The sequence below is a fragment of the Phenylobacterium sp. J367 genome, assembly GCF_024699985.1.
Taxonomy (GTDB): domain Bacteria; phylum Pseudomonadota; class Alphaproteobacteria; order Caulobacterales; family Caulobacteraceae; genus Phenylobacterium.
This window is the reverse complement of sequence record NZ_JAJONA010000001.1, coordinates 1,988,950-2,009,899: the sequence shown is the minus strand read 5'-3', so window position 1 is coordinate 2,009,899 and position 20,950 is coordinate 1,988,950. Positions and strand designations below refer to the sequence as shown.

Here is a 20,950-nt window from a genome sequence, read left to right as displayed (position 1 = left end):
CCGGCCCATGTCCCTGCCTGCCTTCTTCTTCGACCGCGTGAGCGCGGAGATCCGCCAGCAGATGGGGGATATCCTGGCGCTGTCCGAACAGCTTCAGCGACAGCGCCTGCCGGCCGACAGCGCCGCCTGCGTGACCGGGGTGGTCGAGGCGGCCGAGACCGTGCGCCGCACGTTCGAAAGCGCGATCGACCTGAAGGCCGTGCTCAGCGACGGCCTGACGCTGACGCCGGCCCCATTCAGCCTGCGCGAGGTGATGGACACCTTGCAGACCCGCTGGCACGGCCGGGCGCGCGCCGCCGGCGTGACCCTGCTGGTCTCCTTCACCGGCGATCCCGACGCCGCCGTGGTGGGCGACCGCACCCGGCTGCTGCAGGTGTTCGACGGTTTCCTCGGCGAGGCCGTGGCCAGTTCGGCCGGCGCCGCCGTCGAGGCGAGCCTGAAGGCCGCGCGCGAGGGCGAGACCGTCCGCCTCGAAGGCCGCGTGCGCGGCGCGCGCAGCGACGCCTGGAGCGGCGATGACCTGGAGGCGCGCGTCCGCAACATCGCCGGGCGCTTCGGCCTGGAGGTGGCCATCGGCGTGATGCTGGCCCGCCAGGTGGTCGAGGGACACGCCGGCCTGGTGCGCGAGGACGCCGGCCCCGGCGCCGCCCAGACCGTCGCCTTCGACCTGCGTCTGCCCGCCGCCGCCGAGGCTCCGGCCGAGCCGCAGAGCGCGTCCGAGCGGCCGCTTCACGTGCTGATCGTCGACGACAACGCCACCAACCGCGTGGTCGCCCAGGCGCTCTGCGAGATGCTCCAGTGCACCACCGAGACGGCCGAGGACGGTCTGCAGGCGGTGGAGGCGGTCCGCAGCACCGCCTACGACCTGATCCTCATGGACATCCGCATGCCGGGGATGGACGGGGTGACCGCCACCCGGACGATCCGCGCCATGCCGGGCCGGGCGGGCGAGACGCCGATCATCGCGCTCACCGCCAACGCCGATCCCGACGAGGCCCGCGCCTACATCGAGGCGGGCATGCTGGGCGTCATCGAGAAACCGATGAAGGCCGACCACCTGCGCACCGCACTCATCCGCGCGCTGGGCGATCCCGCCGAGGTCCAGGCGGCCTGACGCTCGTATCGGCTGCAACTTTTTGCGGCAAAGCGGCCTATTGCACCCTTCGGCGCAATGACCTAGGTCGCCCCCTCGGGTTTCCGGGGGAGATTATGGCCCAGGCCACCACCAAGACCGGGACGCCGTCGCTGGATGACGTCCGCGCGCGGATCGACGCGATCGACGCCGAGCTGCTCAGGCTGCTCGACGAGCGCGCCGGCCTGGCGCGCGCGGTGGCGGCGGCGAAGGCGGCGGCGGGTGAGGCCGGCCGGTTCGGCCTGAAGCCCGGGCGCGAGGCCCAGCTCCTCCGCAAGCTGCTCGCAGCCCCGCGCTCCGGAGCGAGCGCCGCGCTGGTGGTCCGCGTCTGGCGCGAGATGATCGGCGAGTCCCTGAAGCTGCAGGGGCCCTTCCACCTAGCGGTCTGGGGCGGCAAGGATCCGGGCCGGGCGGTCGAGCTGGCCCGCCTGCGCTTCGGCGCGGCGCCGCCGCTGATCCAGGTCGCCAAGCCGGAGGAGGCGATCGCCCAGGCCAAGACGCCCGGCGGCGTCGCCATCGCCGCCCTGACGCCAGACAGCGCCTGGTGGGGACGTCTCCTCGCCGAGCCGAAGCTCCGGGTGTTCGCCGCCCTCCCCTGCCTCGCCGCCTGGGGCCCGATGGCGGCGCTGGCGGTGGGCGAGGTCGAGGTCGAACCCACCGGCGACGACGTCACCTTCTGGGTGACCGACGCGCCGCAATCGGCCCTGGCCGTCGAGGAGGCGCTGAGCCGCGACGGCGCGGCCGCCACCCTGCTGGTCGAGGCGGGCGGCCTGAAGCTCTTCATGCTGGCCGGCTACTACCAGGCCGACGATCCCAGGCTCGCCCGCGCGCCCGGCCGGCTTTCCGGCGTCATCGGGGCTGCGCCGGCGCCACTGGACGTGTAAGAGGCGACGCTCCCGGGCCGAACGGCCCTTCGAAGACGCCTCTGGTCCGATGTCCGACGACGCCCCGCTGAACGACCGCGCCCGCGCCCAGCGCCCCCTGCCCAAGCCCGGCATCATGGACATCCACGCCTATGTGCCCGGCAAGGCCAAGGCGGACGGCGTCGAGAACCCGATCAAGCTGTCGGCCAACGAGAACATCCTGGGCTGCAGCCCCAAGGCCCGCGAGGCCTACGCCGGCGCCGCCGACCAGCTACACATGTACCCCGACAGCCGGACGAGCCTGCTGCGCGCCGCGGTCGCCGAGGAATTCCGGCTGGAGCCCGAGCGGCTGATCTTCGGCCAGGGCTCGGACGAGGTTTTCCAGCTCCTCAACCAGGTGTTCCTCGAGCCGGGCGACAACATCGTCCAGGGTGAATACGGGTTCGCCGCCTACGCCATCGGCGCCTACGCCTGCCAGGCGGAGGTGCGCCGCGCGAAGGAGCCGAACTACACCATCGACGTGGAAGAGATCCTCAAGTGCGTCGACGACCGCACGCGGCTGGTCTTCATCGCCAACCCGGCGAACCCGACGGGCACCTGGATCCCGTTCTCCGAGATCGAGCGGCTGCACTCGGCGCTGCCGCCGTCCGTGGTGCTGGTGCTCGACGGCGCCTACAGCGAATTCTGCGCCGACCCGACCTTCGACGACGGCCTCGACTTCGCGCGCAGCCACGAGAACGTGGTGGTGACGCGCACCTTCTCGAAGCTGCACGGCCTGGCGGCGCTCCGCGTCGGCTGGGGCTATGCGCCGGCCGAGATCGTCGCCGCCGTCGACCGCATCCGCCTGCCGTTCAACATCTCGATCCCCGGTCAGGCCGCGGCCATCGCCGCCCTGACGGACAAGGACTTCCAGGCGAGGTCCATCGCGCTCGTTGACCAGTGGCGACCGTGGCTGGCCCAGCAGCTCGGCGGCGCGGGTCTGGACGTGGTGCTGCCGTCGGCCGCGAACTTCCTGCTGGTCGGCTTCCCGGCGACGCCCGGCAAGACCGCGAAGGACGCGGAGGCGTATCTGGCGTCACGCGGCCTGCTCGTTCGCGGCGTCGGCAACTACGGCCTGCCGGGCCACGTGCGGATCACCATCGGGCTTGAGGAGCACAACCGCGCCGTGGCGGATGCGCTCGCGGAGTTCATGCGGGCTTAGGCGCTTCGGCGACCTGCGCGAGCAGGTTCTCGGCCTGGGCGACGAAGGCCTGCACCACCTTCGGCGCGAACGGGTTCTGCGTCTGGATGGCGGTGAACAGCTCGAAGGTGTCCGCGCCGATCAGGCCGCAGAGCTCCAGGAGATGCTGGTACGACTGGGTCGCCAGCCGCTCGTCCGGGATGCCCAGGTTCACCAGCGACCGGCCGATCAGGTGGGTGAGGGCCTGGACGTAGGCCATCTCCTCGTCGTGCTCCTCCGGCGTCGTCACGGTGACCGCAAGGCCGAGGGATCGGCCGAAGGCGGCGACCTTCTCGTAGCGGTCGCCGCGCAGCGGGCAGACCACGAAGCGCAGGCCGGCCAGCCCGTCGCGCGCGACGCTCTGCGGGCCGAACAGCGGGTGGGTGGCGACGAGGTCCACGTGATCGGGCAAGAGCTCGGTCATCCACTGGGACGGCAGCATCTTCACCGAGCCGACGTCGCAGACCAGCGCCCCGGGCTTCAGGTGCGGGGCGATGGCGGCGAACACCTGGCGCATGACCGCCACCGGCACGGCGACGACCACGACCTCGCGGGCGGCCGCCGCCTCCTGGGGTCCGAAAGCCACGCCGAGCGCGCGGGCCCGCTCAGCGGCGTCCGGGGCAGCGTCGGAGACCAGGACGTCGAAATGGTCCTTCAGCACGCCGGCGGCGAGCTGGCCGAACTGTCCGAAACCGATGAGGCCGAGCGTCTTCATGGCCGCTCACTAGCTGGCAGACGCCGCGTCGGCAAACCGCGCCGCTTTCCCGCCGCAGAGGCGCAACATGATCGCAACACCGCGGGCGCAGTCTGCCTGCCGACATCGAAGGAGCCCACGATGCGCAAGATCCTGATCGCCGCCCTCGGCCTCGCCGCGCTCGCCGGCTCCGCCGCCGCCCAGATGCCGGCCCCCGCCGACATCGTGAAGGCCTGGGACAAGGACGGCGACGGCGCGGTCAGCAAGGAAGAGTGGGTGGCCGCCGGGCGGCCCGAGGCGCGCTTCGCCATGGTCGACGCCAACAAGGACGGCAAGGTCACGGCCGAGGAGCTGGACGCCGCCATGAAGATGATGCGCCAGCGCCAGGGCGGCTGACGCTCAGGGCTTCAGGAATTCCGCGGTCTTCTCGATCGCCTCCACGAGGCTGATCCGCTGCAGCTCCACGCCCTCGGGAAGACCTGAGAACAGTCGCGTGGGCGAGGACGCATCCAGCATCACGAACACGCCCTTGTCGTCGGCCCGGCGGATCAGCCGGCCGAAGGCCTGGGCGATGCGGCCCCGGGCGATGGCGTCGTCGTAGCCCTTGCCGCCGAAGCGGGCGCGGCGGGCCTTGTGCAGGATGTCGGGCCGGGGCCACGGCACGCGGTCGAACACCAGGCAGCGCAGCGAACGGCCCGGCACGTCGACGCCGTCGCGCACCGCGTCGGTGCCGAGCAGGCAGGCGTCCTCCTCGGCGCGGAAGATGTCGACAAGGGCGCCGACCTCCAGCGGGTCCACGTGCTGGGCGTAGAGGGCGAGGCCCTTGTCCGCCAGGGGCGCGGCGATGCGCTCATGGACCGCGCGCAGCCGCCGGATGGCGGTGAAGAGGCCAAGCCCCCCGCCGCCCGCCGCCAGGAACAGCTCGCGCATGGCCGCCGCGATCTGGCGGGGATCGTCCCGGCCGACGTCGGTGACCACGAAGCAGCGGGCCTGGTCCGCGTAGTTGAACGGCGAGGCGAGCCGGAGCGTCTTGGGCCGGTCGGGAAGGCGCGCGGCGCCGGTCCGCATCTCGGCCAGCGCGAAGGGATCGTCCAGGGTCGGGTCGGCGAGGGTGGCGGAGGTGACCAGCACGCCGTGAGCCGGCGCGATCACCGCATTGGTCAGGGGCTCGGTCGGATCGACCCAGTGGCGCCGGCAGGCGGCGTCCACCACCCGGCCATAGAGGAAGGTGGCGTCGAACCAGTCGACGAAGTCCGGGTCGTCCTCGGCGTCCTCGTCGATGGCCCGCAACATGGAGCGCCAGGCCGGCAGCGTCATGCGCGCCCGGCGGTCGAGGCCGCGCAGCGCGCCCTCGATGCGGGCGCGCTCGGTCGCCCCCAGGGTGGCGGCCTCCTGGTCGAGCACGTCTTCCAGGGCGCGGGCCAGGGCCAGCAGCGGCGCCTCGACCTTCGCCAGCGCCTTCGCGGCGTCGCGGGCGGTGTCTCGGACACGGTCGAGGGCGGGCCGCGCGGCGCACTCCATGCCGACCTCCGACGGCGCGGCGCGGGCGCGGAGCTGCTCCAGCACGGCGACCAGGAACTGCTCGATCGGCCCGCTCGGGTTCACCTCGCCGTTGGGCGGAGCGATGCGGCCGGACCAGCTCTCGCCCGGCAGGGCGGCGGCGGCGTGGGTGGCCTCGACCAGGAGCGACTTGGCGTCGTCGTGGGCGCCCAGCACGTCCATCAGCCTGGCTTCGAGGCCCCGGCCCCGGCGGCCACGGCCCTCGGGCCCGCGGATCCAGCGGCGCATCTCGGCGCTCTCGGCGCCCGACAGCGCGGCGGAGAAGGCGCTGTCGGCGGCGTCGAACAGGTGGTGGCCCTCGTCGAAGACGATGCGCTTGAGCTGCGTGGTCTCCCCGTCGGCCTTGGAGCCGCGCGCCGCCCGGGCCCCGTCGAAAGCGGCCTGGGTCATGACGAGCGCATGGTTGGCGATGACGATGTCGGCGCGCCGGGACCCACGGATCGCCTTTTCCACGAAGCAGGTCCGATAGTGCTGGCAGCCGGCATGGATGCACTCGCCCCGGCGGTCCACGAGGTTCGCCGGGCTGGCCTGGGCGGCCGGCGCGATGGCGAAGAGCGTCGGCAGCCAGGCCGGGAAGTCGCCGCCGGTCATGTCGCCATCCCGGGTGGCCCTGGCCCAGCGGGCGGCGAGCGCCATGCCGACGAGATCCGCGCCGCCGAGCTGGGCGGTGTTCGCCTGGTCCTGGAAATTGAGCAGGCACAGGTAGTTTTCGCGGCCCTTGCGGACGACCGCCTTCTTCTGACGCACCTTGGGGTCCGGGTAGATCGCGGCGCTCTCGCGCTCGATCTGGCGCTGGAGGGCGCGGGTGTAGGTAGAGACCCAGACCGACGGACCGTTGCCCTCGGCCCAGAGCGAGGCGGGCGCCAGGTAGGCCAGCGTCTTGCCGGTGCCGGTGCCGGCCTCGGCCAGCATCATGCGGGGCTCGCCCTCCCGCTCGCGCGGCTGGAAGGCGAAGGCGGCCTCGGCGGCGTACTCGGCCTGGGCGGGCCGGGCCTCGTCGAGGCCGGCGCGCTGCAGCAGGTCCTTCAGGCGGGTGGCGGCTCCCTCGGCGGCGATCGGCTTGGTGCCCGGCTCGCCCGGCGGGGCCTCCGCCTCCCACTCGATCATCCGCGCCCAGACGTCGAGGCCGGAGGAGCGGAACATGTTGCCGACGGGAGCGGTCCGCAGCGCGCCGACGCAGGCCTGGCCCCAGGCCCAGCCGGCGCGGGCGAGCGTCTCGGCGAGCGCCAGGGCCTCCTCGCGCGACGGCTCGGGCGCGGCGGCAAGCTCGGCCAGAAGCAGGCGGCAGGACTCGGCGAGCGACCGGGCCTGGGCCTCCGCGCCCTTGGGTTCGGCCTGGCCCAGCGCCTGGGCAAGGCCGGCCGCCGAGGGTGCGCAGAACCGCGCCGGCCGGACGAAGCCGAAAAGCTCAAGGGCGTCGAACAGGCGGGGCGAGCGCGGCGGCGCGTTCATCCCCAGCCGGCGCGCGGTCATGGCCGCGTGGGCGACGACGAGGGCGCCGACTCCAGCAGGTCCCGGGCTTCCGGAGCCCGCAACGTGCGCGCGCCCGAGGCGTCCGCAGCGGCCGCGCGGGGGCCGGGAAGGACCACGAGGGCCGGCGCGAGATCGACGGTGGCGGGGGACGCAGTCACCGCCGGAACTTACCGGAGTCGCCAGGGAACGAAAAGCGAACCCTGCCTGTGGGCGGCCTTGCCGCAGCCCCGCCCCCAGGTTGGGGACCCGGAGCCATTGTCTTTTCACGGAAAAGCCGACAAGTGCTCGACCGTGTCCTACGTCGCACCCCAGCTGGCCTCGATCCTACGCGAGCGCGTGATCGGCGATCTGTCGCTGGACTTCCTCATGGACGTGGCCTCGGTGGGGATCGCCGATCTCGACAGCTCCGACGCCCTGCTGGTCATGGCCATCAACCAGGCGAACATCCTGCCCCTGACCCGCGATCCCGCGGCGCGCCGGCGCTATGGCGACCTGGCTTCGCCCGCGCCCGACGCCGAGCGGACGCCGATCAGCATCAGCGCCATCGCCGAGTCGCTCGGCCTGCCGTTCGAGACGGCGCGGCGCCACATCCACGGGCTGATCGCCCGCGGCGCCTGCGCCATCGAGAACTCAGGCGTGATCGTGCCGTCGTCCTTCCTGGGGTCGCCCGCCTATCTGGCCTCGGTGATGCAGGTCTATGCGCGCATGCGGACCTTCTACGAGGACCTGACCGCCTACGACCTCCTGGCGCCCCTGCCCGATCCGGTGTTCGCCCCGCAGGAGGACCTGATGCGCGGCGCCGCCCGCCTGGTGAGCGACTACCTGCTGCGCATGGCGGCCGGCGTGGTCAGGGTCTCGGGGGATCGGCTCTCGGCGCTGGCCCTGCTCGGCGCGGTCGCCGAGGGCGTGGAGCCGCCCACGCTGACCGGAACCGGTCAGGTGAAGCCGGGCCCGCCGGCCGGTCCGGCCGGCTGAACTTTCGCGCCGCCTGAAGCTGCCCGCCGAGACCACGCGCCGCCAGCTTCTCAAGCTCGCCGACGACGGCGTCGTCGCGCGCACGCCGCAGGGCTTCCTGGTCACGGAGGATATGCTGGCCAGCCGGCCGTGGCGGGTGGTGCTGAAGGCCAATGCCGGCGACGTGCAGCGCCTGTTCAACGGCCTCTCGACCCGCGGGGTGGTCGCCCTCTGGCAGGCGTAGGGAACGCCCGGCCCCTAGTGCGCCAGCACCCACTCGGAGACGTAGGCCTGCGCCTTGCGGGCGAGGGTCGGCGGTCCGGAAAAGTAGAACTCGCTGCCGAACAGGCTGCGCCGCTCGCGCCAGGCCAGCGGTCCGGTGTCCTCGGTCTGAAGGATCCGGCGCAGCTCGTCGCGATGCTTGGTCGGGACGAAGGCGACGTAGGTGGCGTCAGGCATGATCTCGTCTCGGTTCCAGCGCCCCTCCACGGACCTATGAGCCGTGAGTCGGCCCTTAAGAGAAGTTAACGACCCGGGAATCCACAGGAAATCGGCGTCGCACGTAACAATGCCGCGCAGTCTCCTCTCCCCCGACGTGAGCGTCGGGAGAGAGGAGGCTCGAACGCCTAGCTCAGGACGACGATCGCCACGCGCCGGTTCTGCGAACGCCCCTCGGGGCTCTCGTTCGGCGCCACCGGGCTCTCCTCGCCATAGGAGATGGTCGCCATGCGGTTCAGGGCCACGCCCTTCTGGCTGAGATACTTGCGGACCGCCTCCGCGCGGGCCTCGCCGAGCTGGTCGTTGTAGGCCTCGGGGCCGGTGGAGTCCGTGTGGCCCTGGATCTCCAGGTAGACGTTCCGGTTCTCGCTCATCAGCCGCTGGGCGAACTCGTCGAGCCGCGCCTGGCCTTCAGGCGACAGGGCGTGGCGGTCGGTCGGGAACTTCACGGAGTCGTCCGACAGCACGACCTGGTAGAGGAACTTGCCCTCCGCCAGCTTGTGGGCGGCGTTGGCCCGCTGAAGGGCTTCGCCGGCCGTGCCTTCGACGGTCGTCACCCGATCGTCGACGACGGCCACCCGTTCCTTCACGAACCGGTGGCTCGCACAGCCCGTCGTGGCGAAGCCGGCCGCGAGCATGGCGCTCACCGCCACCATCCTGATCTTCGCGTTCATCTTTTCGCGTTTCCTTCTATGTTCCGGGCCCCCACCCGGGCTCTCCGCCAGCGCCAAGGTGTCGCACCCGCAATGGCGGCGTCATGACGCGAGCGTGGCCGGAATCCGGCAGCTTGACCGTGGCGCACGCCCCATTCTGGACGCGAACGCGGGGTTCGCTGGCCGGCCCATGGCGAGGAAACCGGAGACACGCAGGCGGCGCTCGGCCGCCATCGCGGTGAGCCTCGCCGCCCACCTGGCCATCCCGCTCGTCTGGCTGGCGGCGCAACGCGACGCCGCGCCGGAAGGCATGGCCGCGATGCCCGATCCGGTGGTCCTCTCCCTGATCGACCCGCCGGTCGTCCCGCCGCCCGGTCCGCCTTTGGACGACGAGGCCTCGGCCGCCGCGCCCCCCGGCCCCGCCCGCGCCCAACCCCCTCGCGCCCGGCGATCCGCCTGCACGCCGCAGCCCCCCTCGCCTACCGTCGCGCCGCTCGTGGCTCCCCTGACGGAGGCCCCCGCCCTGGTCCCGCTGGTCACCCTCGGCGATACAGAACTGGCCGGCGCGCGGACCGCCGGGACGGGAACCGGCGACGGCTCAGGCTCCGGCGCGGGCGGCGGCGGACAGACCTGCGACATGGTCCGGCGGCTGCAGGCGGCGCTCCGGCGCGATCCCGAGGTCCGCCAGGCGGTCGCCCGCGCCAACGTGGAGACCGGCCGCGCCATCCTCGTCTGGAACGGCGACTGGCTGCGCAGCCCCGGCCAGGAGGGCAAGGGCCTGGCGGGGGTGCGCCAGGCCATCGTCATGGAAGTCGCCTTCGCGCCGGAGACCTGTCGGGACGATCCGGTTCAGGGCCTGGTGGTGCTGTCGCTGGGCGAGCAGGCCGGCGCCGGCCGCGTCGTGCTGGGCGGCGGCGCCTGGCGCTGGACCGACCTGCTCGCCGCCCGCAGGCGGGGCTAGGGGCGGCTAGACGATGTCGCTGCGGCCCTTGGCGGGGGAGACCTTGCCGTCGTCGAGGTCGTAGCGGGCGGCGACGATCTTGAGCTGGCCGGCGAGCACCCGGGCGCGCAGCGGGCGGGAGCCTGCGAAGATCTCGGCGGCGGCCTGGGCGGCGTTCAGGGAGACGGCGGCGTCCACGCGGTCGACGGTCCCGGCCGGCACGGCGCGGACGGCCGGGGCGATCAGGGCGGCGAGCGCGCCGATCTTGGTGTCCGCATCCTCGGGCGAGCCGTGGCCGTCCAGCGCATCGGCGGTGGCCTTCACCGCGCCGCAGCGCTCGTGGCCGAGCGCCATGACCAGGTTCGAACCGAGGTGGATGACCGAATATTCGATGGAGGCCAGGATCGCGTCGTCGACGACGTTGCCGGCCACGCGGACGACGAAGAGGTCGCCCAGACCCTGGTCGAAGATCAGCTCGGGCGCGACCCGGCTGTCGGCGCAGGCGAGGATGGTGGCGAACGGCGTCTGGCCGGCGGCCACGAGACGGCGCCGGGCCGCGTCGCCATTCGGGTGGGTGGCCTTGGCCGCCACATAGCGCCCGTTGCCGGCCATCAGCCGGGTCATGGCCTGCTCGGGCGAGGGCGGCGCGCCGGCGGCGGTGTGACCCGCCGGGGCGGCGGCGCGGGCCGCCGGCTTGTGCGCCTGGGCGGCGAAGGCGGACGGGGCGGCCACGAGGCCCGCGCCGGCGGTGACGATCAGGCCGCGGCGCGAGAGGCCGCCAGCCATCTGGAAGTTGCGCATTCTGCTTCGCCCCCCGGCGAGATCCTTTGAGACCTGCCGGGAGGAGAGCGCAGATTTCCTAAGATGCGGTGCAGATCGCGCCGCAGGCCGAGGTCAGTTCGGCGCGGTCTCGACCTTCTGCTCGGCCTTGTCGGCGGCGGACGCGGCGGTGTCGGCGGTCGCCGCGGGCGCCCGCGGCGGCGGCGTCCGCGGCAGCCGCGGCGTTCACCTGGGCGGCCTCCGCGGCGGCGCCGGCAGTGGCGGCGGTGTCCGCGGCCGCGGACGAGGCGGTGGCCGTGGCGCTGTCGGCGGTCGCCTCGGCGCTGTCTTCGGTCTTCTGGGAGCAGGCGGCGAGCGCCAGGCTGGCGGCGGCGGCGAGGAGGATGGGGGTCAGGCGCATCGGGCATCTCCTGGACTGCGAGCGCCCGAACCTTCCCCATCAAAAGAAAAATGCCAAGAGGCGAACCACGGTGGGAACGCCTTCCCAAAACCGGCGTTTTCGATCCCGACCGCACGATGCCCCCCGACGTCGCGGTCGAGAAGGCCGGTCCCGCCACACCCCTGGCATCCCCCCTGCTGCCCCGCGCGGGCCGGCCAATTTCTCCCCGGGCGCGAATTTTAGGATTTATCTCAAGCCTGCCGGTTGTATCCCGAACCGGGTCGCGATCCTGTTCGTGAGCACCCAGCCAAGTCCGCCCGCATGTCCGCTTCGCCATCCCTGACCCGACACAGGCTCGTGGGCCGTCTCTCGATCGCATTCCTCCTCGACCTCGTGCGCCTGTGCCGGACGGGCGGGGCCCCGTTGCTCGACACGCTCATCCTGATCGCCGTCGTCCAGTCGAACGTCGCCCCGCTGAACCGCAACGCGGACCTGGCGCTCACCTACGCCGACTACGAGGGCGTGCCGCCCGACGACCTGCGCCGGAGGGTCAGCATCAGCGCCATCGCCCAGTCCCTGCGCCAGCCCTACGAGACCGTGCGCCGCCGGATCACGGCGCTCGCCGCCCAGGGACACTGCGTGGTCACGCCCCATGGCGTCTATGTGCCGGCCGAACGGGTGAGTTCGCCGGAGCATCACCGGATGCTGCAGGACAGCTATGAGCGCGTGCGCACCTTCTACCTGCGCCTGCGCGACCTCGGCATGCTGACCGACCTGCCGAACCCGGCGCCCCGCAGCGCGGTGGCGGCGGGCGAGCCGGTGCGGGCGGTGGCCCGGGCCTCTTCGGACTACGCGCTCAGGGTGCTGGACCTGACCGTCACCCATGTCGGCGACGTGGTGCGCGGCCTGATCCTGCTGACCATCCTCTCCTGCAACACGGAGCATCTCACCGACGAACAGCGCGGCGGCGACCAAGCCGGCGCCGAGGGGTTCGTGCCCGACGCGCTTCGCCGACCGGTACGGATCGCCACCATCGGCGAGAGCCTCGGCGTGCCCGAGGAGACGACCCGCCGACATGCCAACAGGCTGGTGGCCGACGGGCTCGTGGTGCGCGTGGCCGACGGGCTCATCGTACCGGCCGAAGTGCTGGCGAGGCCGGCTTTCATGCATCTGATGGCCGAGAACCAGGCCTACGTGCGCCGGATGTTCGAAGTCCTCGCGCGGCTCGGAATCCTCGCCGAATGGGAACGAGGGCCCGGGGCGGAGACCGCCTAGGAAAACACCGTTTGTCGTGCGGCGGCTCGCCGCACAGGCCAACCAAACCCCAAAATGGGTAAGGCCAAGCTTCAACCATCGGTTGGCTTAGTGTTCCTAGGGACAGGGGGACCCGGTGCGTTGCGTGGCGCTAACCGGGGCCAACGACAACCTTGGGGCGACCAACTCTCATGACCAAACCGATCAAGCCGGGCAATCTCGTCACCGCCGTTCCCACCGATCCGGACGCCCATCCGGTCGACCGGCACGTGGGCCTGCGCATCCGGATGCGCCGCAAGGAGCTGGGCATGAGCCAGGATCGCCTGGCGGAAGCGCTGGGCATCACCTTCCAGCAGATCCAGAAATACGAGCGCGGATCGAACCGGGTCAGCGCCTCCAAGCTCTGGGAGACGGCGCGCGCCCTGCAGGCTCCGATCAACTATTTCTACGAAGGCCTGCCGGAAGAAGGCGAGACGACCGCCGCCAGCGGCGCGCATGCCTTCCTGATGACGCCCGAGGGGCTTGAGCTCGCCGCCGCCTTTCCGCGCATCACCGACCCGCGCGTGCGCCGCAAGGTGGTCGAGCTGGTCCGTGCGATGCTCGATTCGGAGCGCGAGGACGCGTGAGGCTGCTCTGGCGGCGCCGGCCTTCGCCGCCGCCGCCAGGCCGCGCTAGGACTCCACCGTGAAGGTGAAGCCGGCGTTCTTCGTCAGCCGGTCGACCAGCTTGCCCTGCATGGCGGCGCCAGGCGTCCAGACGCCGCCCTCGACGTCGGCGCATTCCTTGACCAGGCACAGCGCCGATTCCGCGATCATCTTCGACGTCGACCCGTAGCCCGGGTCCTTGTCGCCCTTGACCGAGGCCTTCACCTTCCGGCCGTCGGCGGCGATGCCCACCATCAGGATGTCGAAGAAGCCGGTCTCCCGCTCCTCCTTGGTCGGCCCTTCGCCCGGCTTCGGTCCCGCGTCGCCGATCTGGGTGAACTCCACGTCCGAGCCCGGCGCCAGGATGGTCATCTCGTCGTACTGGAAGTCCCGGCCCCAGGGGTGGCCCATCAGGTAGTTCGAGCGGTGGACGTTCTTGGTGTTGATCACCGCCATCATGAAGGGGCCGACGTCCGCGCCCACGTCCTCGTCGTGCGCCTTGGCGTTGCCCGGCGGCTGGGCCGGCCCCTCGAAGCCGGGCGTCAGGGAGAACGGGTTCATCATCACGCCGAGCTGGCTGGGATCCTTCTGGATCGCCGCCATGGTGGCCGCGCCCGACGCCGCGGTGCCGCCGGACAGGCCGCCCTTGATCCCGCGCACCCGGCCCTTCACGCGCGGCACGGGCGCGCCGAGCTGCTGCTTCGCCGTCTCCTCCACGAACCAGACGCCGAGCTCGAACGGGATCGAATCAAACCCGCAGGAGTGGAGGAGCCGCGCCCCGGTCTTCTTCGCCGTCTCGTGGTGGGCGGCGATGGTGCGGGCCATCCAGTTGGGTTCCCCGGTGAGGTCGAGGTAGTCCGTCCCGGCCGCCGCGCAGGCGGCGATCAGGGCGTCGCCGTAGAGCTGGTAGGGCCCGACCGTGGTGATCACCGCCTTGGCCCGCTTGACCATGGCCTCCAGCGACGCCGGATCGTCGGCGTCGGCGACGATAAGGAGCGTGTCCTTCGGCGCGCCGATCTCGTCGCGCACTTCCTCGAGCTTGGCCTGGCTGCGGCCGGCCATGGCCCATTTGACGTCGCCCACGCCATAGGTCCTCGCCAGGTGCTCGGCGACCAGGCGGCCGGTGTAGCCGGTGGCGCCATAGACGATGACGTCGAATTCCGCAGCCGGGTTCATGGCCGTCCCTCCTTGTTGAGGCGCGCACCTTGGCCGTGGCTTACGATGTAAGCAAGCGCTGTTCGCCTCGTGAAACGGAACGGGAACATGCTATAGGGCCCCAATGGCCGACGCTGCGGGCCCCTCCCCCGACCTCCTGCCCACCCGCTTCGCCGACTGGTTCGCGAAGCGGGGCTGGCGCCGCGCGCGCACCAGCTCGGCATGGTGGACCGGGCCCGCGCCGGCCGGGACGCGCTGCTGATCGCGCCCACCGGCGGGGGCAAGACGCTGGCCGGTTTCCTGCCGAGCCTGATCGAGATTTCCGAGCGCCCGCCGTCGAACGCCCCGACCGGCCTGCACACCCTCTACATCTCGCCGCTGAAGGCCCTGGCGGTGGACGTGGAGCGGAACCTCAATGCGCCGATCCTGCAGATGGGCCTGCCGGTGCTGGCCGAGAGCCGGACCGGCGACACCGGCGTGGCGCGGCGCGCCCGCCAGCGGCTGAAGCCGCCCGACATCCTGCTGACCACGCCCGAGCAGCTCGCGCTGCTCTGCGCCTGGGAGGGCGCGCGGGCCTATTTCGAGAGCCTGCGCTGCGTGGTGCTGGACGAGATCCACACGCTCCATTCGTCGAAGCGGGGCGACCTGCTGGCCCTCGACCTCGCCCGGCTCTCGCAGCTCGCGCCGAACATGCGCCGCGTCGGCCTCTCGGCGACGGTGGACGACCCCGAGGTGATCAAGCGCTGGATGGCGGGACCGGCGGGACCCGACAGCATCGATCTCGTCCGCGGGCCGGGCGGGGCCGAGCCGATCGTCGACATGCTGCTCTCGGAGGGCCGCGTGCCGTGGGCCGGCCACACCGCCCAGCACGCCATGGCCGAGGTCTATGAGGTCATCAAGAAGAGCCGCACGGCGCTGGTATTCGTGAACACCCGCTTTCAGGCGGAGTTCGCCTTCCAGGAGCTCTGGCGGCTGAACGACGACAGCCTGCCGATCGCCCTGCACCACGGCAGCCTGGCGGCCGAACAACGGCGCAAGGTCGAGGCGGCGATGGCGCGGGGCGAGCTGCGCGCCGTGGTCTGCACCTCGACCCTCGACCTGGGCATCGACTGGGGCGACGTCGACCTGGTCATCCAGCTCGCCAGCCCGAAGGGCGCAAGCCGCATGGTCCAGCGGATCGGCCGGGCCAACCATCGCCTGGACGAGCCCAGCCGGGCGCTGTTCGTGCCGGCCAACCGCTTCGAGATGCTGGAGTGCCAGGCGGCCCGCGAGGCGATCGCCGAGAACAAGCTGGACGGCGATCCGCCGCGGGTCGGCGCGCTCGACGTGCTGGCCCAGCACGTCATGGGCTGCGCCTGTTCGGAGCCCTTCGACGTGCTCCAGCTCTACGACGAGGTCAGGACCAGCGGACCCTACCGCGACCTCGCGTGGGAGGACTTCGAACAGGTCGTCGATTTCGTCGCCACCGGCGGCTACGCGCTGAAGACCTACGACCGCTTCAGCCGGATCATCCGCGGCCAGGACGGGCTCTGGCGGGTGCGCAATGCCGCCACCGCCCAGCGCCACCGGCTGAACGTCGGGGCCATCGTCTCGCCGGCCGTGCTCTCCGTGCGCATGGCGATGCGCGGCGGCCGGGGCGGCCGCAAGATCGGCGAGGTCGAGGAGGGCATGCTGGAGATGCTGGAGCCCGGCGAGACCTTCGTGTTCGCCGGCCAGACCTGGGAGCTGGTGGGCGTCACCAACCTCGACGTGCTGGTCCGCCCGGCCAACGACAAGGACCCGAAGATGCCGTCCTGGGGCGGCTCGAAGTTCGCACTCTCCACCTACCTCGCCAAGCGCGTCCGCCAGCTGATGTTCGACGAGGACCACTGGAGCGTCCTGCCCACCGACGTGCGCGAATGGCTGGAGGCCCAGCGCGACCGCTCGCTGATCGTCCGCGAGGAGGAGATGCTGCTGGAGACCTTCCCGCGGGGCCAGCGGCACTTCCTGGTCTGCTACCCCTTCGACGGGCGGCTCGCTCACACCACGCTGGCCATGCTGCTGACGCGGCGACTGGAGCGGCTGGGCGTCGGGCCGCTGGGCTTCGTCTGCAACGACTATGCGATGGCCATCTGGGCGCTGAAGCCCATGGACGGGCTCGATTTCGGGGAGCTCTTCGCAGAGGACATGCTGGGCGACGACCTGGAGGACTGGCTCAACGAGAGCTTCATGATGAAGCGCGCCTTCAAGGGCTGCGCGATCATCGCCGGCCTGATCGAGCGCCGCTTCCCCGGCGAGCCGCAGAAGACCGGGCGGCAGATCACCTTCTCCACCGACCTGATCTACGACGTGCTGCGCCGCCACCAGCCGGACCACCTGCTGCTGCGCTGCGCCCGGGACGATGCGGCGACCGGCCTCATCGATGTGGCGCGCCTGGGCCATATGTTGGCCCGGATCCGCGGCAAGATCCGCCATGCGCCCCTCGAGCACCTGTCCCCCTTCTCGGTCCCCATCCTCCTGGAGATCGGCAAGGAGCGGTCGCCGGGCGGACACGCCGGTGAGATGATCCTGGCGGAAGCCGAAGAAGACCTGATCGCCGAGGCCCTGAGTTGAGTTCGACCGCCGCCATCGCCGCCCCTGGGGCGGCCTTCGCCTACGACTTCGCCGCCAGCCCGTGCGGCGCGCTGCGCACGTGCGTGGGGAGCGCCCGGGTGATGCTGCGCGCGTCCGGCGCCATGTACCTGGAGATCTCGCGGACCCTGGTGGTGGCCGACCTTCACCTGGAAAAGGGCTCGTCCTACGCCGCCCGCGGCCAGATGCTGCCGCCCTACGACACCCGCGAGACGCTCGGCCGGCTGGAGGCGGAAGTGGCGGCGCTGTCGCCCGCCGCGGTGATCCTGCTGGGCGACACCTTCCATGACCGGAGATCCGAGGAGCGGCTGGCGGCCGATGACGCCCAGCGCCTGCGCGATCTGGCCGGACGCACGCGGCTGATCTGGGTGATCGGCAACCACGACGCCGACGGGCCGCAGCGCCTGCCGGGCGAGACGGCCGACGAGCTGGAACTGGAGGGCCTGACCTTCCGCCACGAGCCGCAGGCGGGCCTGCAGCCCGGCGAGGTTGCGGGCCACCTGCACCCGGCCGCCAAGGTCCGGGCGTCCAAGGGCACGGTGCGGCGGCGCTGCTTCGTCACCGACGCGGAGCGGGCGATCCTGCCGGCCTTCGGCGCCTATGCCGGCGGCCTGAACGTCCGCGACGCGGCCTTCGCCGGCCTCTTCGCCCGCCCGCCCCTGGCCGGCGCGCTGGGGCTGGGCAAGGTTCATGCGGTGGGGTGGAAGTCGCTGACGGGCGACTGAGGCGCGGCTGGGACGAAAAGCCACCGGGCCGAGGCTGGCGTTCGCGCCGCCTCCGGGCTAGCAGGGCGGCCGCATGATCCGCCTCGACAACATCTCCAAGCAGAACGGCCACCAGATCCTGTTCATCGAAGCTTCGATGGGCATCCAGAAGGGTGAGAAGGTCGGCCTCGTCGGCCCGAACGGCGCCGGCAAGACCACCCTCTTCCGGATGATCACCGGGCAGGAGCAGCCCGACGACGGCCTGGTGGTGACCGACCCCGGCATCACCATCGGCTACTTCAGCCAGGACGTCGGCGAGATGTCGGGCCAGAGCGCGGTCGCCGCGGTGATGGACGGCGTCGGGCCGGTCAGCGCCCTGGCCGCAGAGATGGCCGAGCTCGAGGCGGCCATGGTCGATCCGGACCGGGCGGACGAGCTGGACGCGATCATCGAACGCTATGGCGAGGTGCAGGAGCGCTTCCAGGAGCTGGACGGCTATGCGCTGGACGCCCGCGCCCGCGAGGTGCTGGCCGGCCTGAGCTTCAGCCAGGAGCGCATGGACGGCGACGTCGGCCTGCTGTCCGGCGGCTGGAAGATGCGCGTGGCGCTGGCCCGCATCCTGTTGATGCGGCCGGACGCCATGCTGCTGGACGAACCCAGCAACCACCTCGACCTGGAGAGCCTGATCTGGCTCGAGGCCTTCCTGAAGGACTACGACGGCGCGTTGCTCATGACCTCGCACGACCGCGCGTTCATGAACCGGATCATCGGCAAGGTGGTGGAGATCGATAGCGGCGACCTGATCACCTATTCGGGCGACCTCGACTTCTACGACCAGCAGCGGGCGCTGAGCGAGGCGCAGCGGCAGGCCCAGTACGAGCGCCAGCAGGCGATGCTGGCCAAGGAAATCAAGTTCATCGAGAAGTTCAAGGCGCGGGCCAGCCACGCCGCCCAGGTGCAGAGCCGGGTGAAGAAGCTCGACAAGATCGAGCGCGTCGAGGCGCCGCGCCGGCGCCCAGACAGTGCAGTTCGAGTTCCGCAGCCCGCCCAGGTCGGGCGACGACGTGATCAGCCTGAAGGACGTCCACAAGGGCTACGGCGACCAGCCGATCTACGAGGGCCTCGATTTCCTGGTGCGCCGCAAGGAGCGCTGGTGCGTCCTGGGCGCCAACGGGGCCGGCAAGTCGACGCTGCTGAAGCTGGTGGCCGGCGCCGCCGCCCCGGACCAGGGCTCGGTCAACATCGGCGCGAGCGTGAAGATGGGCTACTTCGCCCAGCACTCCATGGACCTGCTGGACGGCGAGGAAACGATCTTCGAGGTCCCTGGACCGCTCGTTCCCGCAGGCCGGCCAGGGCCAGCTTCGCACCCTGGCCGGCTGCTTCGGCTTCTCCGGCGACGATGTGGAAAAGCCCTGCCGGGTGCTGTCCGGCGGGGAGAAGGCGCGCCTGGTGATGGCCAAGATGCTGTTCGATCCGCCGAACCTCCTGGTCCTCGACGAGCCGACCAACCACCTCGACATGGCCACCAAGGAGATGCTGGTCACAGCCCTGGCGGACTTCGAGGGCACCATGCTGTTCGTCAGCCACGACCGCCACTTCCTGGGGGCCCTGTCGAACCGGGTGCTGGAGCTGACGCCCGACGGCGTCCACCAGTACGGCGGCGGCTATACGGAATATGTCGCCCGCACGGGCCAGGAAGCGCCGGGCCTGCACCCGGGCGGGTAGCAGCCTGGCGTTACCGACGCCGAAACAGGAAGCTCGCCCCCCAGCCGATCAGCAGGGCCGCCAGCATGGAAACGATTCCGTAGGCCCAGGGGCGCTGGTGGGCCCAGAGGTAGAGGGTGCGCTCGATCCCGACCTTCTGGACGGTCAGCGTGCGGTGCTTGACGGAGATCGGCTCGCCGTTCCGGAAGAGGATGATGTCCGCCTCATAGGTGCCGGTGGGCGCCTGGGCCGGCAGGGCGATCTCGGCGCGGAACAGGCCGCGGTCCACGAAGCGCACGCCGCGCTCGTCGGCGGCGTAGAGGCCGGTCTTCTCCTTCAGCCGCACCACGGCCTGGCGCCAGAGCAGGTAGTCTGGGCCGAGGCTGGAGACCACCACGTCGCGGACGCCGTAGCGGGTTTCGACCCGCTGCTCGGCCGGCGCCCGGATCGGCAGGTGGTCGACGCCGATGTTCAGCTCCCGCAGGGTCCGGAAGCGGGCGATGTCGTCCAGCGGCCGCGTGGACGCGGCGATGTAGAACCCCGGCGCGCCGTGGAAGACCACGGGCCGGCTGTTCAGCCAGAGGCCGGCGACCCTGACCTTGCGGGCGATCCGGACCGGCTGTTCCGGGCCACGGACGATCACCACCACGTCGCCGGGCGTGTCGGAGGGACCGAAGACCGCGCCGTAGAGTACGATCCGCGCGCCGCGGAAGTTGGAGGCGACCCGCACCTCGGTCTCCGTCAAAGCCGCCGAGACGGCGGCCGGCGTCTTGGCGACGGGCGGGGCTGCGTCCACCGCCATCAGCCGGCCATCCCCTGCATGAGGACGAAGGGCTCCTCGGGGCGGAAGAACAGGCCCAGGCCCATCCGCAGGCCGACCACCAGGACGATCAGCGCCAGCAGGGCGCGGAGTTCCTCGGCCCGGAAGCGGGTGGAGGCGCGCGCGCCGTACTGGGCGCCCAGGACGCCGCCGACCAGCAGCAGCGCGGCCAGGACGATATCCACCGTCTGGTTGCGGCCGGCCTGGAGGATGCCGGTCAGCGCCGTCGTGATGATGATCTGGAAGAGGCTGGTGCCGACCACCATCCGCGCCGGCATCCTGAGCAGATAGACCATGGCCGGGACGAGGATGAACCCGCCGCCGACGCCCATCACCGCCGACAGCAGGCCCACGAAGACCCCCAGGCCCAGGGCCGGGATGATGCTGATGTAGAGCCGGGACTTCGGGAACCGGACCTTCAGCGGCAGGCCGTAGAGCCAGGGCGGTCGGCGGTCACGCCTGGGCGGCGGCGGCTGGCCGCGACGGCGGCGCAGGATGGACCCCAACGACTCCGTCAGCATCAGCCCGCCGATGACGCCCAGGAAGATCAGGTAGGAGAGCGCGACGACGAGGTCGGCCTGGCCCAGCAGGCGCAGCCAGCGAAAGACCTCGACCCCCAGGATCGCGCCGACGATCCCGCCCGCCGCCAGCACGCCGCCCATCTTCCAGTCCACCGCGCCGCTGCGGCCGTAGGCCTGGACGCTGGACATGGAGGAGGCCGCCACATGGGTCGACATCGACGCGACCGCCACGGCCGGCGGGATGCCGAAGAACACCAGCAGCGGCGTCATCAGGAAGCCGCCGCCGATGCCGAACAGGCCGGAGATGAACCCCACCAGCGCGCCCAGCGCCACGATCAGCGGCGCGTTCACCGAGACCTCGGCGATGGGCAGGTAGATGTCCAATCCTCAGCG

The 20,950-nt window shown here is 71.7% G+C and carries 18 protein-coding genes and 2 pseudogenes; 11 read left to right on the top strand and 9 right to left on the bottom strand.

Annotation, left to right across the window (positions count from 1 at the left end; translation table 11 throughout):
* Nucleotides 1-7: 7 nt before the first annotated feature.
* The 3 genes from LRS04_RS10845 (at nt 8) to hisC (ending at nt 3,196) form a co-directional block, all read left to right on the top strand.
* On the top strand, nt 8-1,114 hold the full coding sequence (locus LRS04_RS10845) for a response regulator (protein WP_257816376.1): 1,107 nt from the start codon (nt 8-10) through the stop codon (nt 1,112-1,114).
* Nucleotides 1,115-1,209: 95 nt separating this feature from the next.
* Nucleotides 1,210-2,016: a chorismate mutase gene (locus LRS04_RS10840; protein ID WP_257816375.1), complete on the top strand. Its 807-nt coding sequence runs from the start codon at nt 1,210-1,212 to the stop codon at nt 2,014-2,016.
* A 49-nt stretch (nt 2,017-2,065) separates the two neighbouring features.
* Nucleotides 2,066-3,196, top strand: coding sequence for a histidinol-phosphate transaminase (gene hisC / locus LRS04_RS10835; RefSeq protein WP_257816374.1), 1,131 nt, complete (start codon nt 2,066-2,068; stop codon nt 3,194-3,196).
* Here hisC and LRS04_RS10830 read toward each other — a convergent pair.
* Nucleotides 3,183-3,929, bottom strand: a complete 747-nt coding sequence (locus LRS04_RS10830; RefSeq protein WP_257816373.1) for a prephenate dehydrogenase — start codon at nt 3,927-3,929, stop codon at nt 3,183-3,185. The genes hisC and LRS04_RS10830 overlap by 14 nt on opposite strands.
* Before the next feature lie 120 nt (nt 3,930-4,049).
* On the opposite strand from LRS04_RS10830, the gene LRS04_RS10825 reads away from it, so the two are divergent.
* Nucleotides 4,050-4,304, top strand: coding sequence for an EF-hand domain-containing protein (locus tag LRS04_RS10825; RefSeq protein WP_257816372.1), 255 nt, complete (start codon nt 4,050-4,052; stop codon nt 4,302-4,304).
* Between the two features lie 3 nt (nt 4,305-4,307).
* Here the strand turns inward: LRS04_RS10825 and LRS04_RS10820 are convergent, their stop codons facing one another.
* Nucleotides 4,308-6,941, bottom strand: a complete 2,634-nt coding sequence (locus LRS04_RS10820) for an ATP-dependent DNA helicase (RefSeq protein WP_374575993.1) — start codon at nt 6,939-6,941, stop codon at nt 4,308-4,310.
* 291 nt (nt 6,942-7,232) lie between these two features.
* On the opposite strand from LRS04_RS10820, the gene LRS04_RS10815 reads away from it, so the two are divergent.
* Nucleotides 7,233-7,916 (top strand): hypothetical protein, encoded by a 684-nt coding sequence (locus LRS04_RS10815; protein ID WP_257816371.1) that lies wholly within the window; start codon nt 7,233-7,235, stop codon nt 7,914-7,916.
* Between the two features lie 237 nt (nt 7,917-8,153).
* Here the strand turns inward: LRS04_RS10815 and LRS04_RS10810 are convergent, their stop codons facing one another.
* Together LRS04_RS10810 and LRS04_RS10805 are read right to left on the bottom strand one after the other, a co-directional pair.
* Nucleotides 8,154-8,354, bottom strand: coding sequence for a hypothetical protein (locus tag LRS04_RS10810; RefSeq protein WP_257816370.1), 201 nt, complete (start codon nt 8,352-8,354; stop codon nt 8,154-8,156).
* Nucleotides 8,355-8,521: 167 nt separating this feature from the next.
* On the bottom strand, nt 8,522-9,067 hold the full coding sequence (locus LRS04_RS10805; RefSeq protein ID WP_257816369.1) for an OmpA family protein: 546 nt from the start codon (nt 9,065-9,067) through the stop codon (nt 8,522-8,524).
* Nucleotides 9,068-9,236: 169 nt separating this feature from the next.
* Between LRS04_RS10805 and LRS04_RS10800 the strand changes: the two genes are divergently transcribed.
* Nucleotides 9,237-10,007, top strand: a complete 771-nt coding sequence (locus LRS04_RS10800) for a hypothetical protein (RefSeq protein ID WP_257816368.1) — start codon at nt 9,237-9,239, stop codon at nt 10,005-10,007.
* Between the two features lie 6 nt (nt 10,008-10,013).
* Here LRS04_RS10800 and LRS04_RS10795 read toward each other — a convergent pair whose 3' ends face one another.
* The gene (locus tag LRS04_RS10795; protein ID WP_257816367.1) at nt 10,014-10,787 is read right to left on the bottom strand and encodes a carbonic anhydrase; all 774 of its coding nucleotides are present in this window, start codon (nt 10,785-10,787) and stop codon (nt 10,014-10,016) included.
* A 58-nt stretch (nt 10,788-10,845) separates the two neighbouring features.
* The gene (locus tag LRS04_RS10790; RefSeq protein WP_257816366.1) at nt 10,846-11,166 is read right to left on the bottom strand and encodes a hypothetical protein; all 321 of its coding nucleotides are present in this window, start codon (nt 11,164-11,166) and stop codon (nt 10,846-10,848) included.
* Between the two features lie 402 nt (nt 11,167-11,568).
* Here LRS04_RS10790 and LRS04_RS10785 point away from each other — a divergent pair, with 402 nt between their 5' ends.
* Together LRS04_RS10785 and LRS04_RS10780 are read left to right on the top strand one after the other, a co-directional pair.
* Nucleotides 11,569-12,420, top strand: coding sequence for a hypothetical protein (locus LRS04_RS10785; RefSeq protein ID WP_257816365.1), 852 nt, complete (start codon nt 11,569-11,571; stop codon nt 12,418-12,420).
* Nucleotides 12,421-12,590: 170 nt separating this feature from the next.
* Entirely contained in the window at nt 12,591-13,025 is a 435-nt protein-coding gene (locus tag LRS04_RS10780) for a helix-turn-helix domain-containing protein (protein WP_257816364.1), read from the top strand.
* A 45-nt stretch (nt 13,026-13,070) separates the two neighbouring features.
* Here LRS04_RS10780 and LRS04_RS10775 read toward each other — a convergent pair whose 3' ends face one another.
* Nucleotides 13,071-14,219: a trans-acting enoyl reductase family protein gene (locus LRS04_RS10775; RefSeq protein ID WP_257816363.1), complete on the bottom strand. Its 1,149-nt coding sequence runs from the start codon at nt 14,217-14,219 to the stop codon at nt 13,071-13,073.
* Between the two features lie 103 nt (nt 14,220-14,322).
* Here LRS04_RS10775 and LRS04_RS10770 point away from each other — a divergent pair.
* The 3 genes and pseudogenes from LRS04_RS10770 to LRS04_RS10760 all read left to right on the top strand — a co-directional run bounded on the left by LRS04_RS10770 (nt 14,323) and on the right by LRS04_RS10760 (nt 19,237).
* Nucleotides 14,323-16,790 (top strand): annotated as a pseudogene (locus LRS04_RS10770) (ligase-associated DNA damage response DEXH box helicase).
* Complete coding sequence (gene pdeM, locus LRS04_RS10765) at nt 16,787-17,533, top strand: ligase-associated DNA damage response endonuclease PdeM (RefSeq protein WP_257816361.1); 747 nt, start codon at nt 16,787-16,789, stop codon at nt 17,531-17,533. Before LRS04_RS10770 ends, pdeM begins: the two are co-directional and overlap by 4 nt.
* A 73-nt stretch (nt 17,534-17,606) precedes the next feature.
* A pseudogene (locus LRS04_RS10760) lies at nt 17,607-19,237 on the top strand (ABC-F family ATP-binding cassette domain-containing protein).
* Between the two features lie 10 nt (nt 19,238-19,247).
* Here LRS04_RS10760 and LRS04_RS10755 read toward each other — a convergent pair.
* Both LRS04_RS10755 and LRS04_RS10750 read right to left on the bottom strand, forming a co-directional pair.
* Nucleotides 19,248-20,018 carry a TIGR02186 family protein gene (locus tag LRS04_RS10755; protein ID WP_257816360.1) on the bottom strand — a complete coding sequence of 257 codons (771 nt, stop codon included), beginning with the start codon at nt 20,016-20,018 and terminating at the stop codon, nt 19,248-19,250.
* Nucleotides 20,018-20,941 (bottom strand): sulfite exporter TauE/SafE family protein, encoded by a 924-nt coding sequence (locus tag LRS04_RS10750; RefSeq protein ID WP_257816359.1) that lies wholly within the window; start codon nt 20,939-20,941, stop codon nt 20,018-20,020. Before LRS04_RS10750 ends, LRS04_RS10755 begins: the two co-directional genes overlap by 1 nt.
* Between the last annotated feature and the right edge of the window lie 9 nt (nt 20,942-20,950).

What these genes read in the sequence shown, in the direction of transcription:
- LRS04_RS10845 (WP_257816376.1), top strand. Translation starts at nt 8, where the DNA reads ATGTCCCTGCCTGCCTTCTTCTTCGACCGCGTGAGCGCGGAGATCCGC.
- LRS04_RS10810 (WP_257816370.1), bottom strand. Translation starts at nt 8,354, where the DNA reads ATGCCTGACGCCACCTACGTCGCCTTCGTCCCGACCAAGCATCGCGAC.
- LRS04_RS10790 (WP_257816366.1), bottom strand. Translation starts at nt 11,166, where the DNA reads ATGCGCCTGACCCCCATCCTCCTCGCCGCCGCCGCCAGCCTGGCGCTC.
- LRS04_RS10800 (WP_257816368.1), top strand. Translation starts at nt 9,237, where the DNA reads ATGGCGAGGAAACCGGAGACACGCAGGCGGCGCTCGGCCGCCATCGCG.
- LRS04_RS10830 (WP_257816373.1), bottom strand. Translation starts at nt 3,929, where the DNA reads ATGAAGACGCTCGGCCTCATCGGTTTCGGACAGTTCGGCCAGCTCGCC.
- LRS04_RS10780 (WP_257816364.1), top strand. Translation starts at nt 12,591, where the DNA reads ATGACCAAACCGATCAAGCCGGGCAATCTCGTCACCGCCGTTCCCACC.
- LRS04_RS10775 (WP_257816363.1), bottom strand. Translation starts at nt 14,219, where the DNA reads ATGAACCCGGCTGCGGAATTCGACGTCATCGTCTATGGCGCCACCGGC.
- LRS04_RS10805 (WP_257816369.1), bottom strand. Translation starts at nt 9,067, where the DNA reads ATGAACGCGAAGATCAGGATGGTGGCGGTGAGCGCCATGCTCGCGGCC.
- LRS04_RS10840 (WP_257816375.1), top strand. Translation starts at nt 1,210, where the DNA reads ATGGCCCAGGCCACCACCAAGACCGGGACGCCGTCGCTGGATGACGTC.
- LRS04_RS10755 (WP_257816360.1), bottom strand. Translation starts at nt 20,018, where the DNA reads ATGGCGGTGGACGCAGCCCCGCCCGTCGCCAAGACGCCGGCCGCCGTC.
- LRS04_RS10825 (WP_257816372.1), top strand. Translation starts at nt 4,050, where the DNA reads ATGCGCAAGATCCTGATCGCCGCCCTCGGCCTCGCCGCGCTCGCCGGC.
- hisC (WP_257816374.1), top strand. Translation starts at nt 2,066, where the DNA reads ATGTCCGACGACGCCCCGCTGAACGACCGCGCCCGCGCCCAGCGCCCC.
- LRS04_RS10820 (WP_374575993.1), bottom strand. Translation starts at nt 6,941, where the DNA reads ATGACCGCGCGCCGGCTGGGGATGAACGCGCCGCCGCGCTCGCCCCGC.
- LRS04_RS10795 (WP_257816367.1), bottom strand. Translation starts at nt 10,787, where the DNA reads ATGCGCAACTTCCAGATGGCTGGCGGCCTCTCGCGCCGCGGCCTGATC.